We start from the raw sequence: 16,501 nt of genomic DNA, 5'->3' as shown, positions 1-16,501 counted from the left end.
CGAACATATCTCGGTATGGACGACGACTGTACGTTCTGTCGAATCGTCGCCGGCGACGGCTCGGTCCGCGTCGTCTACGAGGACGAGCGGACGGTGGCGTTTCTCGACCGCCGACCGGCCACCACAGGACACACGCTGGTCGCCCCTCGCGTCCACGAGGAGGAACTCCTGACGACTGACGCATCGGCGACCCACGCCGTGTTCAGGACGGTCGAAACCGTCTCGACGGCGCTCGAGGAGACGCTCGACCCCGACGGCTTCAGCCTCTTTCACACCAGCGGGCCGCTGGTCGGTACCGTCGAGCACGCCCACGTCCATCTCGTTCCCCGGTTCGAGGACGACGACGTCTCGCTATCGTTACCGCGGGACCGGCTGACGGCCGACGATGGAGCGGAGTTGGCAGCTCGCGTTCGAGAACGATTGTGATACGGTTCTCTGTCGGAGCACACCGGACCACGATGAACGACCGAAACGAGGATCGACGGCACGAGCGTGGCACCGACGGAACACGCCACGAGCGCGACGGAGACTGACGCGGAGTTGGGCACCCACCGACTCGCCGCCGCACTCGAGCCCGCGACGTCGAACGTTTTTGATCGTTCCGTGCCGAGTACCGGTATGGGAACGAACGTCGACACGTACGACCTCGTGATCGGCGTCGGCCATCCGGCGACGTCGCTCGAGGACGTGGTTATCTATCCCGACGCCGACCGCGAGTGTGAACTCGAGCAACCGACGGACGGATCGCGGTCGTACCGGCACTGACGGACGACGATCGTCAGTCGTCGCTTGCGGCGAACCCTGCGGACTCGGCCTCGAGTTCCGCTTTCGCCGAGCCGGGAAGTTCGCCCCGAACGTCGTCGGATCCCTGTTCGGTGATCGCTTCGTGGTAGGCGTCGGGCATGACCTTGACGAAGCACTCGAGTGCGCGCTCCCAGTTCTCGAGAAGCTGACTCCCGCGGTCGGAGCCGGTGTAAGCGACGTGATTCTCGACGAGGCGACGAAGCATCTGCTCGTCTTTCTCCTCCAGTTCGTCGTGCAGCGAGACCATCTCGGTGTTGGCGCGCGATTCGAACTCGTCGTCGGGGTCGTAGACGTAGGCGACGCCACCGGACATGCCGGCAGCGAAGTTCTTCCCCGTCTCCCCGAGGACGGCGACGACGCCACCGGTCATGTACTCACAGCCGTGGTCGCCGACGCCCTCGACGACGGCTTTCGCGCCGGAGTTGCGGACGGCGAACCGCTCGCCGGCGACGCCGTTGACGTACAGCTGGCCATCGGTCGCGCCGTAGAGTGCGACGTTCCCGATGGAGATGTTCTCGGTTGGGTCGTAGGCCGCTGCTTCGGGCGTGCGGATCGTAAGCTTCCCGCCCGACAGTCCCTTTCCGACGTAGTCGTTGGCGCTGCCGTTCAGGTGCATCGAGACGCCGCTGGCCAGGAACGCACCGAAGCTCTGGCCGGCCGTCCCCTCGAGGTCGACCGCGATCGTATCCTCCGGGAGACCGGGTTCGCCGTAGCGGCTCGTGATCCGATTCGAGAGCATCGCGCCGACGGTGCGGTCGACGTTCGTGACCTCGGCCGAGAGCGTGACTGGTACCTGCTCTTCGATGGCGTTGGCCGCAGCTTCGATGAGATCACGGTCGAGCTGAGCCTCGAGTTCGTGGTCCTGTTCGCGGAGCTTTCGGCGGACCTCGCTGCCGGGGTCGGCGAGAACCTCCGAGAGGTCGACGGTTCGGGCTTTCGGGTGGTCGACGTCGTCACGCTGGGAGAGGGCGTCGACGCGGCCGACCATCTCGTCGACGGTCTCGAAGCCGAGTTCGGCCATGATCTCGCGCAGCTCCTGTGCGATGAACGTCATGTAGTTGATGACGTGTTCGGGTTCGCCGGGGAAGCGCTTGCGCAGGTCCTCACGCTGGGTGGCGACGCCAACCGGGCAGGTGTTCTTGTGACACTGCCGGGCCATCACACAGCCCTCGGCGACGAGGCTCGCCGTGCCGAAGATGTACTCCTCGGCGCCGAGCAGGGCGGCGATGGCGACGTCTCGGCCGGTCTTCATCCCGCCGTCGGTCGAGACACGGATCCGGTCGCGGAGACCGGTCTGACAGAGCATCTGGTTGGCTTCGGCGAGACCAAGTTCCCAGGGGAGCCCTGCGCTTTTGATCGACGTCCGCGGTGAAGCGCCCGTGCCGCCGGAGTGTCCCGAGATGTGGACGACGTCGGCGTTTGCCTTCGCGACGCCGGCGGCGATCGTACCGATGCCGGCCTCTGAGACGAGCTTGACGTTGATGTCGGCGTCCTCGTTTGCGGCTTTGAGGTCGAAGATCAGCTGTTTCAGATCCTCGATCGAGTAGATGTCGTGAAGCGGCGGTGGGGAGATGAGACCGACGCCGGGCGTCGACTTGCGGACGTGGGCGATCATCTCGTTGACCTTCTCGCCGGGGAGGTGACCACCCTCGCCGGGCTTGCTTCCCTGGGCCATCTTGATCTGGAGTTCGTCCGCCGAGGAGAGATACGTCGAGGTGACGCCGAAACGACCCGAGGCGACCTGTTTGACGTTACACTCCTTTTCCGTGCCGAAGCGCTCGGGCGGCTCGCCACCTTCACCCGAGTTCGACTTGCCGCCGATCCGGTTCATCGCGATCGAGTTGTTCTCGTGGGCTTCGGGCGAGAGCGAGCCCAGCGACATCGCCGCCGTCGAGAACCGCGTGACGATCTCCTCGATCGGCTCGACGTCCTCGACCGGAACGGAGTCGCGGTCGGAGTCGAACTCGAGCAGTCCCCGAAGCGTCTGGAGGTTCTGTTGTTGTTCGTTGATCTGCTCGGCGAACTCGCCGTAGCGCTCGTAGTCGTTCGATCGGACCGCCTGCTGGAGCGCACCGACCGTCGCCGGATTCCACTGGTGGTGGATGCCGTCCGAGCGGTGTTCGAACTCGCCGTATCGCTCGAGATCGGGTTCGTCCTCGCCGAAGGCACTCTCGTGGCGCTCGCGGACGTCCGCTTCGATCTCGGCGAGGCCGATCCCCTCGGTTCGGTTCTCGGTGCCCTCGAAGTACTCCGAGACGAACCCCGAATCGAGCCCGACCGCTTCGAAGATCTGGGCACCCTGGTAGCTCTCGACTGTCGAGATTCCCATCTTCGCCATGATCTTGAGCAGCCCGTCCTCGAGGGCCCCGACGTAGGCGTCGATCGCGACCTCGGTGTCGGCTCCGTCGGGGCCGGCGGTGATGTCCTCGATCGTCTGGTAGGCGAGGTACGGGTTGACCGCGCCGGCGCCGTAGCCGACCAGCGTCGCGAAATGGTGGACGGTACGCGGGTCGGCCGACTCGACGACCAGGCCGACGTGGTTGCGCAGCCCGTTTCGAACGAGATGGTGGTGAACGCCGCCGGTCGCGAGCAGACTGGGAATCGCGACTCGATTCTCGCCGACGCGACGGTCCGAGAGGATGATGACGTCGTGACCATCGTCTTCGATCGCGGAAACGACGTCGTCGCGGACCCGATCGATCGCGGTCTCGAGGTCCGGCCCCGGCTCGTCGCTCGTCGGCTCGTAGGTGATGTCGACCGTCGCCGCCGTGATGTCGTTTGCCGAACAGTCGCGGACCGCCTCGAGTTCGGCGTCCGTCAGGATCGGCGAGTCGAGCACGAGTTGGCGGGCGTGTTCGGGCGATTCGTCGAGGAGGTTGCGCTGGTGGCCCAGCCGCGACTCCATCGATGTGACGAGTTCCTCGCGAATGTAATCCAGCGGCGGGTTGGTGACCTGGGCGAACAGCTGTTTGAAGTACGAAAACAGCGGACGGTTGAACTCGGTGAGTACCGACAGCGGCGTGTCGTCACCCATCGAGCCCACCGGATCCTTCCCCTTCTGGGTCATCGGCTCGATCAGGTTCTCGAGTTCGTCGTGGGTGTAGCCAAACGACGTCTGGTGGTCACGAAGCCCGGAGACCGGCCGACGTGGGCTGTCGTCTCCGGACGTCACCAGGTCCTCGAGTCGAACCTGTTCCTGCTCGACCCACTCGCCGTACCGATCGTCGGTGAGGTCGTCGAAGACCTCGTCGTCCGGAATGACGCGTCCCTCGTTCGGATCGGCGAGAAACAGCTGGCCGGGCTGAAGACGGCCACGTTCCTCGATCTCCTCGGGTGGAGTCTCGAGGGCACCGGCTTCGCTGGCCATGACGAGGCGGTTGTCGGTCGTGATGTCGTATCGGCAGGGTCGCAGGCCGTTGCGATCGAGGACGGCACCGATGCGTTCGCCGTCCGTGGCCGCGACGAGGGCGGGGCCATCCCACGGCTCGACGAGGGAGGCGTGAAAGTCGTACCAGTCCTTTCGCTTCGGATCCATCGCGTCGTCGCCGCGCCACGCCTCGGGGACGAGCATCCGCAGTGCGTGTTCTAAGTCGCGCCCGTCTTGCATCAGGAGTTCGAGCGCGTTGTCGACGCTCGCGGTGTCGGACTGTTCGGGATCGTTGATCACCGGTTTGACGGCGTCGACGTCTTCCAAAACGTCGCTCTCGAGGTCCGTCTCGCGGGCGCGCATCCAGTTGATGTTGCCCTGGATGGTGTTGAACTCGCCGTTGTGAATGATGTTGCGGTAGGGGTGGGCGAGGTGCCACGCACCGAGGGTGTTCGTCGAGAACCGCTCGTGGACCATCACGAAGTTCGAGGTGATTCGGTCGTCGGTCAGATCCGGATAGTAGCTGGGTACCTGGACGCCCTTGAGCAGTCCCTTGTAGACGACGGTCTTCGAATCGAGCGAGACGACGTAGAAGCGATCCGCGCCATCGACGTCAGCATCGTCGATCGCATTTTCGAGGGCACGACGAGCGACGTAGAGTCGTCGGTCGAACTCCTCCTCGGTGACGCTCTCGTCGTCCGGAGCGACGACGACCTGCCGGACGTCGGGTTCGGAATCGACGGCCGTCTCGCCGAGATCGTCGTTGTTCGTCGGAACGTCACGCCACTCGAGTACCTCGAGGTCGTAGCGCTCGAGGGTCTCGTCGACGAGAGAGACGAGTTCCGTGCGCGCGTCGTCGTTCTGTGGAAAGAAGATCGAACCAACCGCGTACGTCTCGGGGAGATCCGTCTCGAGAACGTCTTGGAAGAACCCATCCGGAATCTGAAGCAAAATCCCCGCGCCGTCACCGGTGTCTTTCTCCGCGCCGGTCGTTCCGCGGTGCTCGAGGTTCTCGAGTAACTCGAGTCCGTCGGTGACGACGTCGTGACCCGTCTCTCCGTCGAGATCCATGACGACGCCGACACCGCAGTTCGAACGTGATTCCGTTGGATCCGCAAGTCCCTGCTGGCGCTCGGTGGATAGCGAGCAGTGTGGCTGTGACATACACACCCGTAGCGAGAACACCTATAAGAGGGTACTCCATAATCACTAAATGTATTATAGACACATACAATCGTATATAAGGTGTATTGTCCTCCTCGAATGTGCCGGAACGACCGTGACGAACCGATCCCGTTGTCGAACGTCGTCTCGGTGGACTGAGACGGTTCCCTGTCGGTCAGTGTCGGCACACCTGCGACCCCTCGGGCAGGTCCACCGATCTATCTGGATAGCAATCCGTCTGATCGTCGGCTTTTCGAACTATCCTAACGGTATTCGTCAGCGTCCTGTTCGTACAGCCCCCCACGGGCCGAAATGGCCCATCGAGGGTCAGAAGTGTCAGAGGCACGTAGTGTCCACGGCGAGGTGAACACCACACGTTCTATTCGGAGCCGACCGGTAAGGAATCTTTGGTTAAAGGGTTAGGTTTGAGTGTCGACGACACGCATGCACGACCGTCGACGAGGGTGACGGCTCGTAGCGTCAATCGCCTCGGGGCATTCTCCGATACCCCTTGACAATTCCAACCGAGATCGGTTAGTAACTCTTCGCGAAGTAAGCGAGCTGGTCCGCAGGTTCCCCACAGACCGCACACGTTGCATCCTCGTCGTCGGGTGCTTTCGGGGCTCCTGCGGTGGTTCCACCCTGATCTTCGAGCGGTTGCATCACGATTTCGGCGGAAACCTTCTCCTTGATCGCCTCCTCGCAGGCGGGATCGCCACACCACGGCACCTTCACGTAGCCGCCGTGTTTGCCGATCGTTCCCATGATCTCCTCGGGGCTGTCGGCCTCACGGATGTTGTTCTCGAGGTTCTCGGCCGCCGTGTCGTAGAGCTTTTCGTAGATCGTCTCGAGGTGGTCGTCGACGGTGTCGACGATCTCCTCGCGGTCTTCGACCGATTCCTCGTTGTCGGGTCGGTGGACGAGCGTGACCTCCGCGTCGTCGACCTCGTAGGGGCCGATCTCCAGACGAAGCGGGACGCCGTTGAGCTCGTGTTCGTTGAACTTGAAGCCGGGATTGCGCTCGTCTCGGTCGTCGAGTTCGACGCGGAAGCCGGCCGCCTCGAGGTCGTCGGCGATGGATTCGGAGTACTCGAGGACGTCCTCCTTCGTATCCTCTTGCCAGATGGGGACGATGACGACCTGCGTGGGCGCGATGGTTGGCGGGAGAACGAGGCCCTGGTCGTCGGAGTGGGTCATGACCAGCGCTCCGAGTGCACGCCAGGAGAGGCCCCACGACGTGGTGTAGGCGGTTCGTTCTTCCTCGTCTTCGTCGACGTACGTGATGTCGAACGCCTCGGCGAAGCTCTGGCCGAGATGGTGGCTGGTTCCTCCCTGGACGGACTTGCCGTCGGGCATCAGCGCCTCCACAGTGGTCGTCGTGTCCGCACCGGGGAACTTGTCGTGTTCGGGCTTCTTGCCACGAAGCACCGGAATCGCGAGCACGTCCTCGTAGACACGTTCGTACTGCCCGAGTCGGGTCCAGACCTCTTCCCATGCCTCCTCGTTGGTGGCGTGGGCGGTGTGGCCCTCCTGCCACATGAACTCCTTCGTCCGGAAGAACGGCTTCGTCTCGGTGGCCTCCCACCGGACGACCGAACACCACTGATTCAGTCGGAGGGGGAGGTCACGGTGACTCCGCGTCCAGTCGGCCATGAAGGGCGCGATGATCGACTCGCTGGTCGGGCGCACCGCGAGGCGCTCCTCGAGTTCGTCGTGGCCGCCCTGGGTGACCCACGCGACCTCTGGGTCGAACCCCTCGACGATGTCTTTCTCACGCTCGAGGAAGGATTCCGGGATGAACATGGGAAAGTAGACGTTGTCGACGCCGGTCTCTTTGAACCAGCCGTCGAGTGCGTCCTGAATCTGCTCCCAGAGGGCGTAGCCGCGGGGCTTCGTGACGATGAAGCCGCCCATCGGTGCGTAGTCCGCGAGGCCCGCTTTTTGGACGACTTCGGCGTACCACTCGCCGGGTTTGTGCGATTTCGACTCGGTGATCCCGAGTTCCTGACTCTCGTCGCTCATTGTGTCGACAGTCAGTCAGCGCGGTCTTAAACCATGCGAACGACGGGCGACGACGCGCTCCTGCGGTAACGATCGACACCCATCTTCGCGTCCACCACAGCACTGTTCCTCGCGACAACTGTCGTCACCGGCCGACGGCCGACTTTTATGCCGATCGGTAACGCCCATCGTCGTATGCGAGCCATCGAGGTCAACTCCTACGGCGACAGCGATCGACTCGAGGCCATCGACGCGCCGATTCCGGAACCGGGGCCGGGTGAGGTTCGGATCGACGTCGAGGCGGCCGGCATCAACTTCGCGGACGTCATGCAACGGCGCGGGCAGTATCCGGGCGGTCCCGAACCGCCGTACGTTCCGGGGATGGAGGTCGCGGGAACGGTCGACGCGGTCGGGGGGCGAGCGGAGCCACCCTCTGCGGACGGCGCGAGTGGCGGTGAACCCCGAGCGGGCACCGACCTCGAGGAGGGCGACCGCGTCGTCGCGATGGTCGGCCGCGGCGGCTACGCGGCGTACGCAACCGCGCCCGTCCAATCGCTGTTCCCGATCCCCGAGGGGATGGCGGTTACGGAAGCCGCCGGCTTCCCGGTTCAGTTTCTCACCGCTCACGCCTGTCTGTTCGAGTGGGGCGACCTCGAGGCCGACGAATCGGTGTTGATCCAGGCCGCCGCGGGCGGCGTCGGGACGGCCGCCGTCCAGCTCGCGTCGAACGCCGGCGCGGAGGTGTTTGGCACCGCGAGCAGTACGGAGAAACTCGAGCTCGCCGCCGAACTCGGCTGTGATCACCCGATCAACTACGAGGAGACCGACTTTCGCGAGGTCGTCGACGAAGAGACGGGCGGCGAGGGCGTCGACCTCGTCCTCGAGAGCGTCGGCGGTGACGTCTTCGAGCGGAGCCTCGACGCGATGGCCCACTTCGGACGGATGGTCACCTACGGCGTCGCGAGCGGCGAGCCGGCTTCGGCCGAGAACCGACGGTTACTGTTCGAAAACAAGTCCGTCAGGGGCTTTCACCTCGGCCAGACGGCTGCTCGCGACCCCGAGCGCATCGTGGAGGCCGTCCCCGAACTGACGGCGGAGCTGACGAACGGGGACCTCGAGGTCGTCGTCGGCGAGACGTTCGCACTCGAGGACGCCGCCGACGCCCATCGGTACCTCGAGTCACGGAAGAGTTCGGGGAAACTCGTGTTGGTGGTGTAGCGGTCGCTCGCCGGGTTCGGCCCACCGGGCACGGGATCGTCGAACGGCCGGCAATCGGTCATCGCAAACCGTCCGAATTGTTATCCGTCGTCCGCGCCCTCTTCGAGCGTCACGTCCCACTCGAGGTCGTGTTCGACGAAGTCGGCTTCGTCGAGTGGCTCACCCCCCTCGAACGCGAACTCGCCGACGACTGTCCGTCCCTCGAGGACGCCAGGAAGCCAGAGCCGGTCGTCCTCCCACATCCGGTCGTAGGGAACGTCCTCGACTGGGACCCACTCGGGGCGGGCCTCCTCGGAGGGCCGCGCCTCGCCGGCGAACGACTCGGTGCGGTAGACGTGACAGAACGTGTGAATTTCGCTGTCGAGCGTGAACGTCAACTCGGCGGCTTTCTCGAGGTCCGCCGGATCGATCTCGAGGCCGACTTCCTCGCGGGTCTCCCGGATGGCACACTCACGTGGCGTCTCGCCTGCCTCGAGTTTGCCGCCGGGCCCGTTGTACCACCCCTCGCCGAGTCCGCGTCGTTTCTCGATCAGGAGCACCTCGCGCTCTGTTCTCTGGTTGTCGTCGACTGATTCACCGGTGGCGTCCACCCTAAGAGCGAAACACAGCGTCGCCTCGATCATACGATCCGGTTTGGCCGGCCGCTGATAAAACGTCCTCTCGAGTCGGAAGCGGCGACGCCAGCAGCTCAGACGGTTTACTGTAGATCAGTTTCGGTGAGACCACGACCCCGACGGCGGTCTCACCGGTACATCGCGACAGTAATCCGTATCAGTCGTCGTCTGCGACCGCGGGCGTGAACTCCTCGGGGGCACAGCCGAGCGATCGGTGCGGACAGTATCGGCAGTGCTCACCGGGGGACGTCTCCGCGTACGACGGATCGTCGACCGACTCGAGAGTCTCGCGGACGGCAGACCACGACGGCAACGCCGCCGGCTCGTAGAGGTCGACGGCGGGCCCCGAATCACCGACGTAGACGTAGCCGACCCCCGCGATCGGCTCGTCGAACCGCTGTCGACAGGCTCGAGCGTACAGCGTCAGCTGGGTCGCGTCCGCGAGATCGATCCGCCCGGCGGTGGCCTTGTAATCGAGGACGACGAGGTCTCCGGAATCGCCGTCGATCGGCGCTTCGTCGGCCTCGACTGGCGGGAGCCGTCGGATCGAGTCGACGTAGCCGACCACGTCGCCCGCCACGCCGGAGACGTTCGCGAGCGAAAACGGGCGCTCGGCGGCGAGTTGGTCCCAGTCGGCGACCGGCAGATCGAATCCGGGCACGGTCGCCGCGAAGTAGCGATCGACGCAGTCGAGTACCGGCTCGCGGTAGGCACCGAGGTCGCGGGCGGTGAGCTGGCGGATCGCCGCCTCGCGCCACTCTTCGCTGGTTCGATACCCCCGGTAGAACGCCTCCTCCGCGACGTCGTGGAAGACCGTTCCGACGACGCGTGAACGCGCGACCGACGGACTGATCCGATCCGATGCCGTCGGGGTCGTCCCTGCCAGCGGATCGTCGATCGCACGGACGACGTGGTCGAGGTAGTGTTTCCGGGGGCAGGTGTCGTGGGTCTCCATCGCGGTGTAGCTGTGGCGTATGGCGACCGACAACTCCGAGGCCGTCGAGAGCGACTGGATCGGGAACCGCGTGGTCTCGGGGGTCAGCGCCGAGAGCTGTCGGCCACTCGGTACTCGAACGGGGCGGTCGACGGTGTCTCCCCGTCGGAGAGCGTCCGCGGCGTCGGCCGCCGGCAACAGCGTCCCGTCGCGAAGCAACCGGCCCAGTCGGTGGACCGTCCCGATCGCCTCGTCCGTCTCGAGGGGTTCGACGCTTCGGTCGTCGTAGCCGGCGTAGTAGGTGATCGTGCCCGGACTCGAGTCCGCCGAGCGCGCGATCGCATCGGTTCGATCCGCGACGGTGTCGGGATAGCTCTCGCGAACCCGCTCGAAGCTCTCGGAAAGCGACGACCACAGCGCCATGCGCTCGCCGGCGACCGACCACTCGATCTCGGCGTGTAGACAGCCCTGTGCGGTCGAGACGCCGAGTTCGTCCTCACCACCGTCGTACTCGTAGGGGGAGCCGAAGACGAACAGGTGATTCTCGGCACGGGTGAGCGCGACGTGGAGCACCCGCCACTCCTCGGCGACGGTCTCGGCCGCGAGATCTGCGAGCAACGGCGAGTCGACGTCGTCGTCGAGCGTCGCCGCGAGCAGTCGATACCGGGCGCGCTCGGCGTAATCGTTCTCGACACACCACTCCTCGTCGGAGAGGTAGGGGACGAGTACGGTATCGAACTCGAGGCCCTTCGCCTGGTGGACCGTCATGACGTCGATCCGGTCGTCAGATCGCGTGCCGCGAGTGCGCTCGCGTTCGCTCCCGCGGAGGGTCCGCTCGAGTCCGTCGACGAACGCCGTCGAGAGCGAGCGGATCGCCGCGTCGGACTCGTAGGCCGCGACGAAGCGCTCGAGTCGCTCGAGGTCGGCCCGTTCGTCGGCCGTCAGGAACCACTCGAGGCGGGTCAGTTCGCGGAACCGACGGACGAACCCCGGCAACGGGTAGACGTCACGCATCCGCTCCAGTTCGGCGAGATGCTCGCGCGCCCGCTCGAGGCGTTCCGAACGCTCGAGAGTCCCTAAATCGACGTCAAAGACGGCGTCGTACAGCGATCCGTCCCGACGCTGGAGCGTCTCGAGGTCGCTCCCCGAGAGGCGATAGCGGTACAGCAGCACACGCCGGAGGTGGGCGTCTAAGTCGGGATCGACGAGCACCCGAAAGTACGACAGCACCGTCTGTATCCCGGGTTCGATCTCTCCGCGTGGCGATCCAGAGATCTCGTGGGGAATCCGGCGTTCCTGGAGCGCGTCGGCGACGGCCTGGGCGTGGCGGTTCGTCCGGACGATGACGGCGATATCGCCGAGCGACCGGCGGGGCACGTTCTCGGAGTCGCCGTTCAACAGCCTCGAGACCGTCGTCGACACCTGCTCGGGCGTCGACAGGCCGAGCTCGTCGCTTTCGACTTTGACGACGCGATCCGGGCGTGCGTTCGGATCACCGTCGGTCTCCGAGCCGGCGTCGCCGTCCGTCCACTCGCTTCCCCCCGCCGTCGGCCCGCCGCCCGTCCCGGACTCGCGGTCGACCTCTCGCAACGTCTTCGAGGACTGTGGGCCGTACTCGCAGTGATTCGCGAGGTCCAGTATCTCCTGGCGCGACCGGAAGTTGAGCCCGAGTTCGATCGATTCGTGGTCGTCGTAGCTCTCGGCGAGCCTGTCGAGCCCTTCGCGGTCGGTACCGCGCCAGCCGTAGATCGCTTGGTCCTTGTCGCCGATCGCGAGCAGATCTGGCCGGTCGGGGCCGCTGGTGAGCGCCGTAATCAGGCCGAACTGCGTCTCGTCGGTGTCCTGGAACTCGTCGCAGTAGACCTGTTCCCACCGGGTCGCGATCTCGTCGGCGATCGATTCTCCGGTGGGCGATCCGTTCGCTCCGCCGCCAGCGATCCGTCCCATCACGTCGTCTCCGCGGACCAGCCCCGTCGCCGTCCGCACCAGTTCGTCGAAGTCGAGCGCGCGCTCGTTCGACAGGTGCTCGTGGTAATCCGCGTAGACGTCCACGTAGTGGCGGGCAAGCCGGAGGAACTCGACGTAGTGTTTCAGTCGTCCAAACGGGCTCTGCTCGAGTCGATCGGTTCGCCGCCCCCAGATTTCGTTGCCGAACAGCGCGCGCGGAAGCTGTTTCGTCGTCGGTTCGTCGAGCGAGAGCGTCTCGATCGTGTTCGTCACGCACCGCTGGAGTACCCGGAGGTACCGATCGACGTCGCGAACCACCTCGTCGTCGCGAAACGCCGCCGGTGCCTCGGCGATTTTCTCCCGGCAGAACGAGATGAGCGTGCCGTACTCGACCAGCGACTCGCGACCCGCCTCGAGGTGTTCGTCCCGGTTGAAGAACCGAAACGCCTCGTTGTCGAACGAGAGCTCTTCGCTCGCCTGCCTCTCGAGCCAGAGGACGAACTCGGTCAACAACTCGAGCGTCCGGACATCGGGAAGGGTCGCCCGTAGCGTCTCCGGCGTGACGTCCTCGCGGCTCATCGTCCGGACGAACCGTTCGACGGCGTCGACGAGGTCGGTCGTCGAGCCGTCGCCGCCCGACGCGGCCGCGAACTCGTACTCGTTTTCGGCGAGCAGGCGACCGACGATCCGGCGGCGCTTGCGTTCGGTGACCACCTCGAACTCGGGGGAGTAGCCCACCGCGTAGGCGTACTCCCGGACCAGCCGATAACAGAACGAGTGGTAGGTGTGGACGTCGATCGCCGCCGCAGTCTCCGGACCGAGGCGGTCGGCGACCGCGTCACGGATGCTCCCCGCCGCCTCGTTGGCGAACGTCAACACGAGCGCGCCGTCGGGGTCGATCTCGCCGCGTTCGATCGCACGCTCGAGGCGAGCGATCATCGTCGTCGTCTTTCCAGTGCCAGCGCCGGCGTCGACGGAGAGACAGGCCGCCCGGCTTTCGATGACCGTCCGCTGGTTCCCCCTCGGCTCGAGCCCGTCGTCTTCACCCATCGAACTGCACCTCCGAGGCGATGTGGTCCTGACAGCAGACCGCGTACCCACAGTCGGGGCAGGCCGTCCGCCTGACGTGGTCCCACCGATCGGTGGGATCGAACTCCCCGGCACCGATCCGTTCGACGATCGCGGCGAGGCGGCCGTCGACCGTCTCGTTTCGGTGTTCGTGGGTCAGTCCGTACGTGTGCTGGTCGACGTAGACGTCCGTCAGATCGGCGATCTCGAGACTCGTCTCGACTGATTCGCGAACCCAGTTGACCGACGTCCGCGAGCGATCCGCGAGCGGAATCTGAACGTAGCGACACGTCTTCCCGCCGAGGTCGAGACGATCCCGGAGACGCCGGAGACCGTCGAGGACGACCGCCGTCTCGAGCAACGCGGCGACGGCGGCGGGGTCGTAGACGTCGCTCTCGCGGTCGAAGTGATCGACGAACTGGCCGGCGACGTCGCCCTCCCACCGGGATCGATACCGGAGGAGGCCGAGCGGGGCGAGCGTCGGCACGAACCGAGCCGCGACGAGCGACGAGCCGTCGCGGAAGACGTAGTCGACCTCGGCCTCGATCTCGATCGGGTGGGGATCACCGTCGGACCCCGGGTTGGCGGACTCCTCGGCTGCCGTCGGGGACACCGTCCGCGAGAGTGTGAGGCCGGGGCCGACGACGTCGGCCATCGTCACGTTACCGCCGACACACCGCTCGAGGCCGCCAGCGTGGTCGACTCCGACCTCTTCGACGTACGCCCGGAGCGTCGCCTCGAGCACCGTCCGCTCGTGTCGGCGCTGGGTTCGGGAGTGAAATCGCTCGTCGTGATCTGCCCACTGCTCCGACAGCGTCGTCCGACTGGCCTCGAGGAGTGCGTCGTCTGTGGTCTTCCCGGTTTGGAACGCCCCACAGATTGCTCGTCGGAGCAGATCGACCCGATCCGCGCCACCGTTCTCGCCGGCGGACTCGAGGTCGTGGACGTGGGCAAACTCGTACCGGCGCGGACACCGGAGGTAGGTCTCGACGCCGTCGACCGAGAGGCGTTCGACTGGCTGTGGGGGACCGTCCAGGCCGCCCTCACTCATCACGAATCACCTCGCCCGCCGCGAACTCGAACTGCGAGCGGATCGCCGCCGCGAGATCGGGATCGACGTCGCCCTCGAGAACCAGGGCGATCTCACAGAACAGCGCTTCCGTCTCGCCGAGATCCGCCTCGCCCCCGGTGCTCGCCTCGCGGAGCACCCGCTCGAGTTCGCCGTGGGGCTGTTCGAGAATCGTCTCCACGGCGCTGGTCGCGCCGCGGACCGACGAGGTGGCGTCGGTGGTGACGTCCTCGAGTTCGAGGCCTGGGGTCGAGTCGATCAGCGTGAGGTAGCGCGACTCGTCGTGCGTTCGACGGAGGCCGCCGGATCCCCGTTCGTACGAACAACAATAGAGGGCGCTCCGTGCGGCCCGCGATCCGAGCGCGAGCCGCCGTCGGGACCGTTGTGCGTGGTATCGTTCGAAGGCGGTACCGACGCCGTCGTCGCCCGAGGGCGGCGCGAACGTCGAGTCGACGGCGGCCGGCGAGAGGTCGGTGACGGCGGGGTAAGTCGACAGTTCACGGAGCCAGGCCGTCGGGAACAGCTGGGTGAGAAACTGCTCGCCGGGGTAGATCTCGTCGATCAGGTCGAGGACGAAGACGACCTCCCGCGAGTCGTACTTCAGGTTCTCGATCGGTCGAACCGCCACGCCGCCGGTCGGCGCTCGCGCGTCGACCGTGTGGACGTACGGTGCGTCGTACCGGATCGTTCGCCGGAGCATCCGCCGAAGCCCCCGCCAGTCCGGTCCGACGAGATCCGTCTCCTCGACGAAGCGGGCGATCTCGAGTAGCCGTCTGACACCCTCGTACTGCTCGCGGGCGTCGACCCACTCCTCGGTCGCGGCGATCCGTCCTTTCAGATCGGTCTCGAGTATCCACCGTGCGAGCGACCGCGAGACGCCCGTGCCCGAACAGGCCTCGAGTAAGGCGGGCGAAAAGTCGTCCACCCGCGCTCGCAGGCGCTCGAGTGCGGCGTCGTGATCGTCGTCCCGTCGGCGGTCCTGGCGGTCGGTTTCGACGCCGCCGCGGGCGCGTTCACACTGGACCGTCACGAACGCATACAGTTCGTTGACCGCCGGATCTTCGGCCAGCGACGGCGTGCCGATCGTCGCCGTCGGCACGCCCGCCTCGCGCAGCGATCGCCGCGTCTCGGGAACCCGTTCGATCCGCGGGACGGCGACCGCGAACTCGTCGTATCGCCAGTCGTGGCGTTCACGCAACGACCGGATCTCGCTCGCAACGGCCCGGATCTGGTCGCGTTCGGTCCGCGTCCGGATTCGCTTCGCTCGACCCGACCGTCCCGCGGGCGATTCGCCGGTCGCGAGAAATCGCGTCAGTTCCTCGTGCGCTGTCCGGTCAGGGGATCCGTCTTTCCTGCCCGTCCCCGAGGAACCATCGTCCGCGGTCGTCTCCTCGAGCGTCTCGATCTCGAGACCGTCGCCGACGGCGTCTTCGATCCGCCCCGTTTCGACTCGCGTTCGTTCGACGCTGGCGTGGCGTTCGCCGAGACAGACGAGATCCGCGTCCTCGGAAAGCGCCGCGAGATACCGACGGTCGAGTCGGCGATACTCCTCGAACTCGACGGCGAGAACGGCGTCGACGGAGTCGGTCACGCGAGTTCGGAGCCCGTCGACGTCGGCCTGGAGGACCTCGACTGCACGGGGGATCACGTCTGCCCGCTCGACGTAGCCTCGGCTCGCGATCTCCTCGTGGAATCGGTCGTTGATCGCGTAGAGAAACGCGAGACAGTCGTGTGGCGACTCACTCCCGCTCTCGAGGGCGTCGAGGCGGATGCCCTGGCGTGTCGCCTCGAGCAACAGTTGGCCGACGTCGCGGACGAAACTCTCGTGTGTCGACGCCCGCTCTATGTACGCCGGGACGTCCCGACTCGTGCCGTCGATCACGAGCGAGATGAGTTCGATCCGCTCTTCGTACTCGAGGCGGTCGAGCGTCGGGTCGAACTCCTCGACGACCTTGGAGGCGTGTTCGGGCACCGATTCGACCCGTGGCGAGCGGGGTGAGCCGGTCGTCGCCGCAACGTCGGAGAGTTCCGTCGTGATGCGCTCGAGGCCGGCCGGGTGACGTTTCAATACGAGCACGTTTCGCGGCCCGTACTCGTCTGCGAGGGCGGTGTACTCGGCGGCGACCGAGTCGACGGGATCGCCGATCGGTCCGGGACGGAGTTTACACGTCCCCTCGAGGGGAGGGTCGGTTGACATCTCTGACACGTCACCGTGTATGTTCGAATTTGTATTTAAAGATGTGTAGAACGTCCGGTGAGGTGACCGATAGCACAACTCACCGGTTCGACAACCCTTATACTATGCAAGGGAAATA

At 65.7% G+C, this 16,501-nt stretch carries 9 protein-coding genes; 3 read left to right on the top strand and 6 right to left on the bottom strand.

Features of this window, described 5'->3' with window-relative positions:
- Positions 1-15: 15 nt before the first annotated feature.
- Together FYC77_RS04535 and FYC77_RS20105 are read left to right on the top strand one after the other, a co-directional pair.
- The gene (locus FYC77_RS04535) at positions 16-426 is read left to right on the top strand and encodes an HIT family protein (protein WP_149080319.1); all 411 of its coding nucleotides are present in this window, start codon (positions 16-18) and stop codon (positions 424-426) included.
- 192 nt (positions 427-618) lie between these two features.
- The gene (locus FYC77_RS20105) at positions 619-765 is read left to right on the top strand and encodes a hypothetical protein (protein WP_162354471.1); all 147 of its coding nucleotides are present in this window, start codon (positions 619-621) and stop codon (positions 763-765) included.
- A gap of 13 nt (positions 766-778) precedes the next feature.
- On the opposite strand, the gene gltB is transcribed toward FYC77_RS20105, so the two are convergent.
- Positions 779-5,335, bottom strand: coding sequence for a glutamate synthase large subunit (gene gltB / locus FYC77_RS04530; protein WP_149080318.1), 4,557 nt, complete (start codon positions 5,333-5,335; stop codon positions 779-781).
- A 534-nt stretch (positions 5,336-5,869) separates the two neighbouring features.
- Positions 5,870-7,357, bottom strand: a complete 1,488-nt coding sequence (gene proS, locus FYC77_RS04525; RefSeq protein WP_149080317.1) for a proline--tRNA ligase — start codon at positions 7,355-7,357, stop codon at positions 5,870-5,872.
- Between the two features lie 174 nt (positions 7,358-7,531).
- On the opposite strand from proS, the gene FYC77_RS04520 reads away from it, so the two are divergent.
- On the top strand, positions 7,532-8,554 hold the full coding sequence (locus tag FYC77_RS04520; protein ID WP_149080316.1) for a quinone oxidoreductase family protein: 1,023 nt from the start codon (positions 7,532-7,534) through the stop codon (positions 8,552-8,554).
- An 80-nt stretch (positions 8,555-8,634) separates the two neighbouring features.
- Here the strand turns inward: FYC77_RS04520 and FYC77_RS04515 are convergent, their stop codons facing one another.
- The 4 genes from FYC77_RS04515 to FYC77_RS04500 form a co-directional block, all read right to left on the bottom strand.
- Positions 8,635-9,177, bottom strand: a complete 543-nt coding sequence (locus FYC77_RS04515) for an 8-oxo-dGTP diphosphatase (protein WP_149080315.1) — start codon at positions 9,175-9,177, stop codon at positions 8,635-8,637.
- A gap of 148 nt (positions 9,178-9,325) precedes the next feature.
- Positions 9,326-13,099 (bottom strand): ATP-dependent DNA helicase, encoded by a 3,774-nt coding sequence (locus FYC77_RS04510; protein WP_149080314.1) that lies wholly within the window; start codon positions 13,097-13,099, stop codon positions 9,326-9,328.
- Positions 13,092-14,168, bottom strand: coding sequence for a PD-(D/E)XK nuclease family protein (locus FYC77_RS04505; protein WP_149080313.1), 1,077 nt, complete (start codon positions 14,166-14,168; stop codon positions 13,092-13,094). The genes FYC77_RS04510 and FYC77_RS04505 overlap by 8 nt, the downstream gene beginning before the upstream one ends.
- Positions 14,161-16,383 (bottom strand): PD-(D/E)XK nuclease family protein, encoded by a 2,223-nt coding sequence (locus tag FYC77_RS04500; RefSeq protein ID WP_149080312.1) that lies wholly within the window; start codon positions 16,381-16,383, stop codon positions 14,161-14,163. Before FYC77_RS04500 ends, FYC77_RS04505 begins: the two co-directional genes overlap by 8 nt.
- Between the last annotated feature and the right edge of the window lie 118 nt (positions 16,384-16,501).

Source organism: Natrialba swarupiae (assembly GCF_008245225.1).
Taxonomy (GTDB): Archaea; Halobacteriota; Halobacteria; order Halobacteriales; family Natrialbaceae; genus Natrarchaeobius; species Natrarchaeobius swarupiae.
The sequence above is the reverse complement of the archived record's forward strand: the minus strand, read 5'-3'. Positions and strand labels throughout refer to the sequence as shown.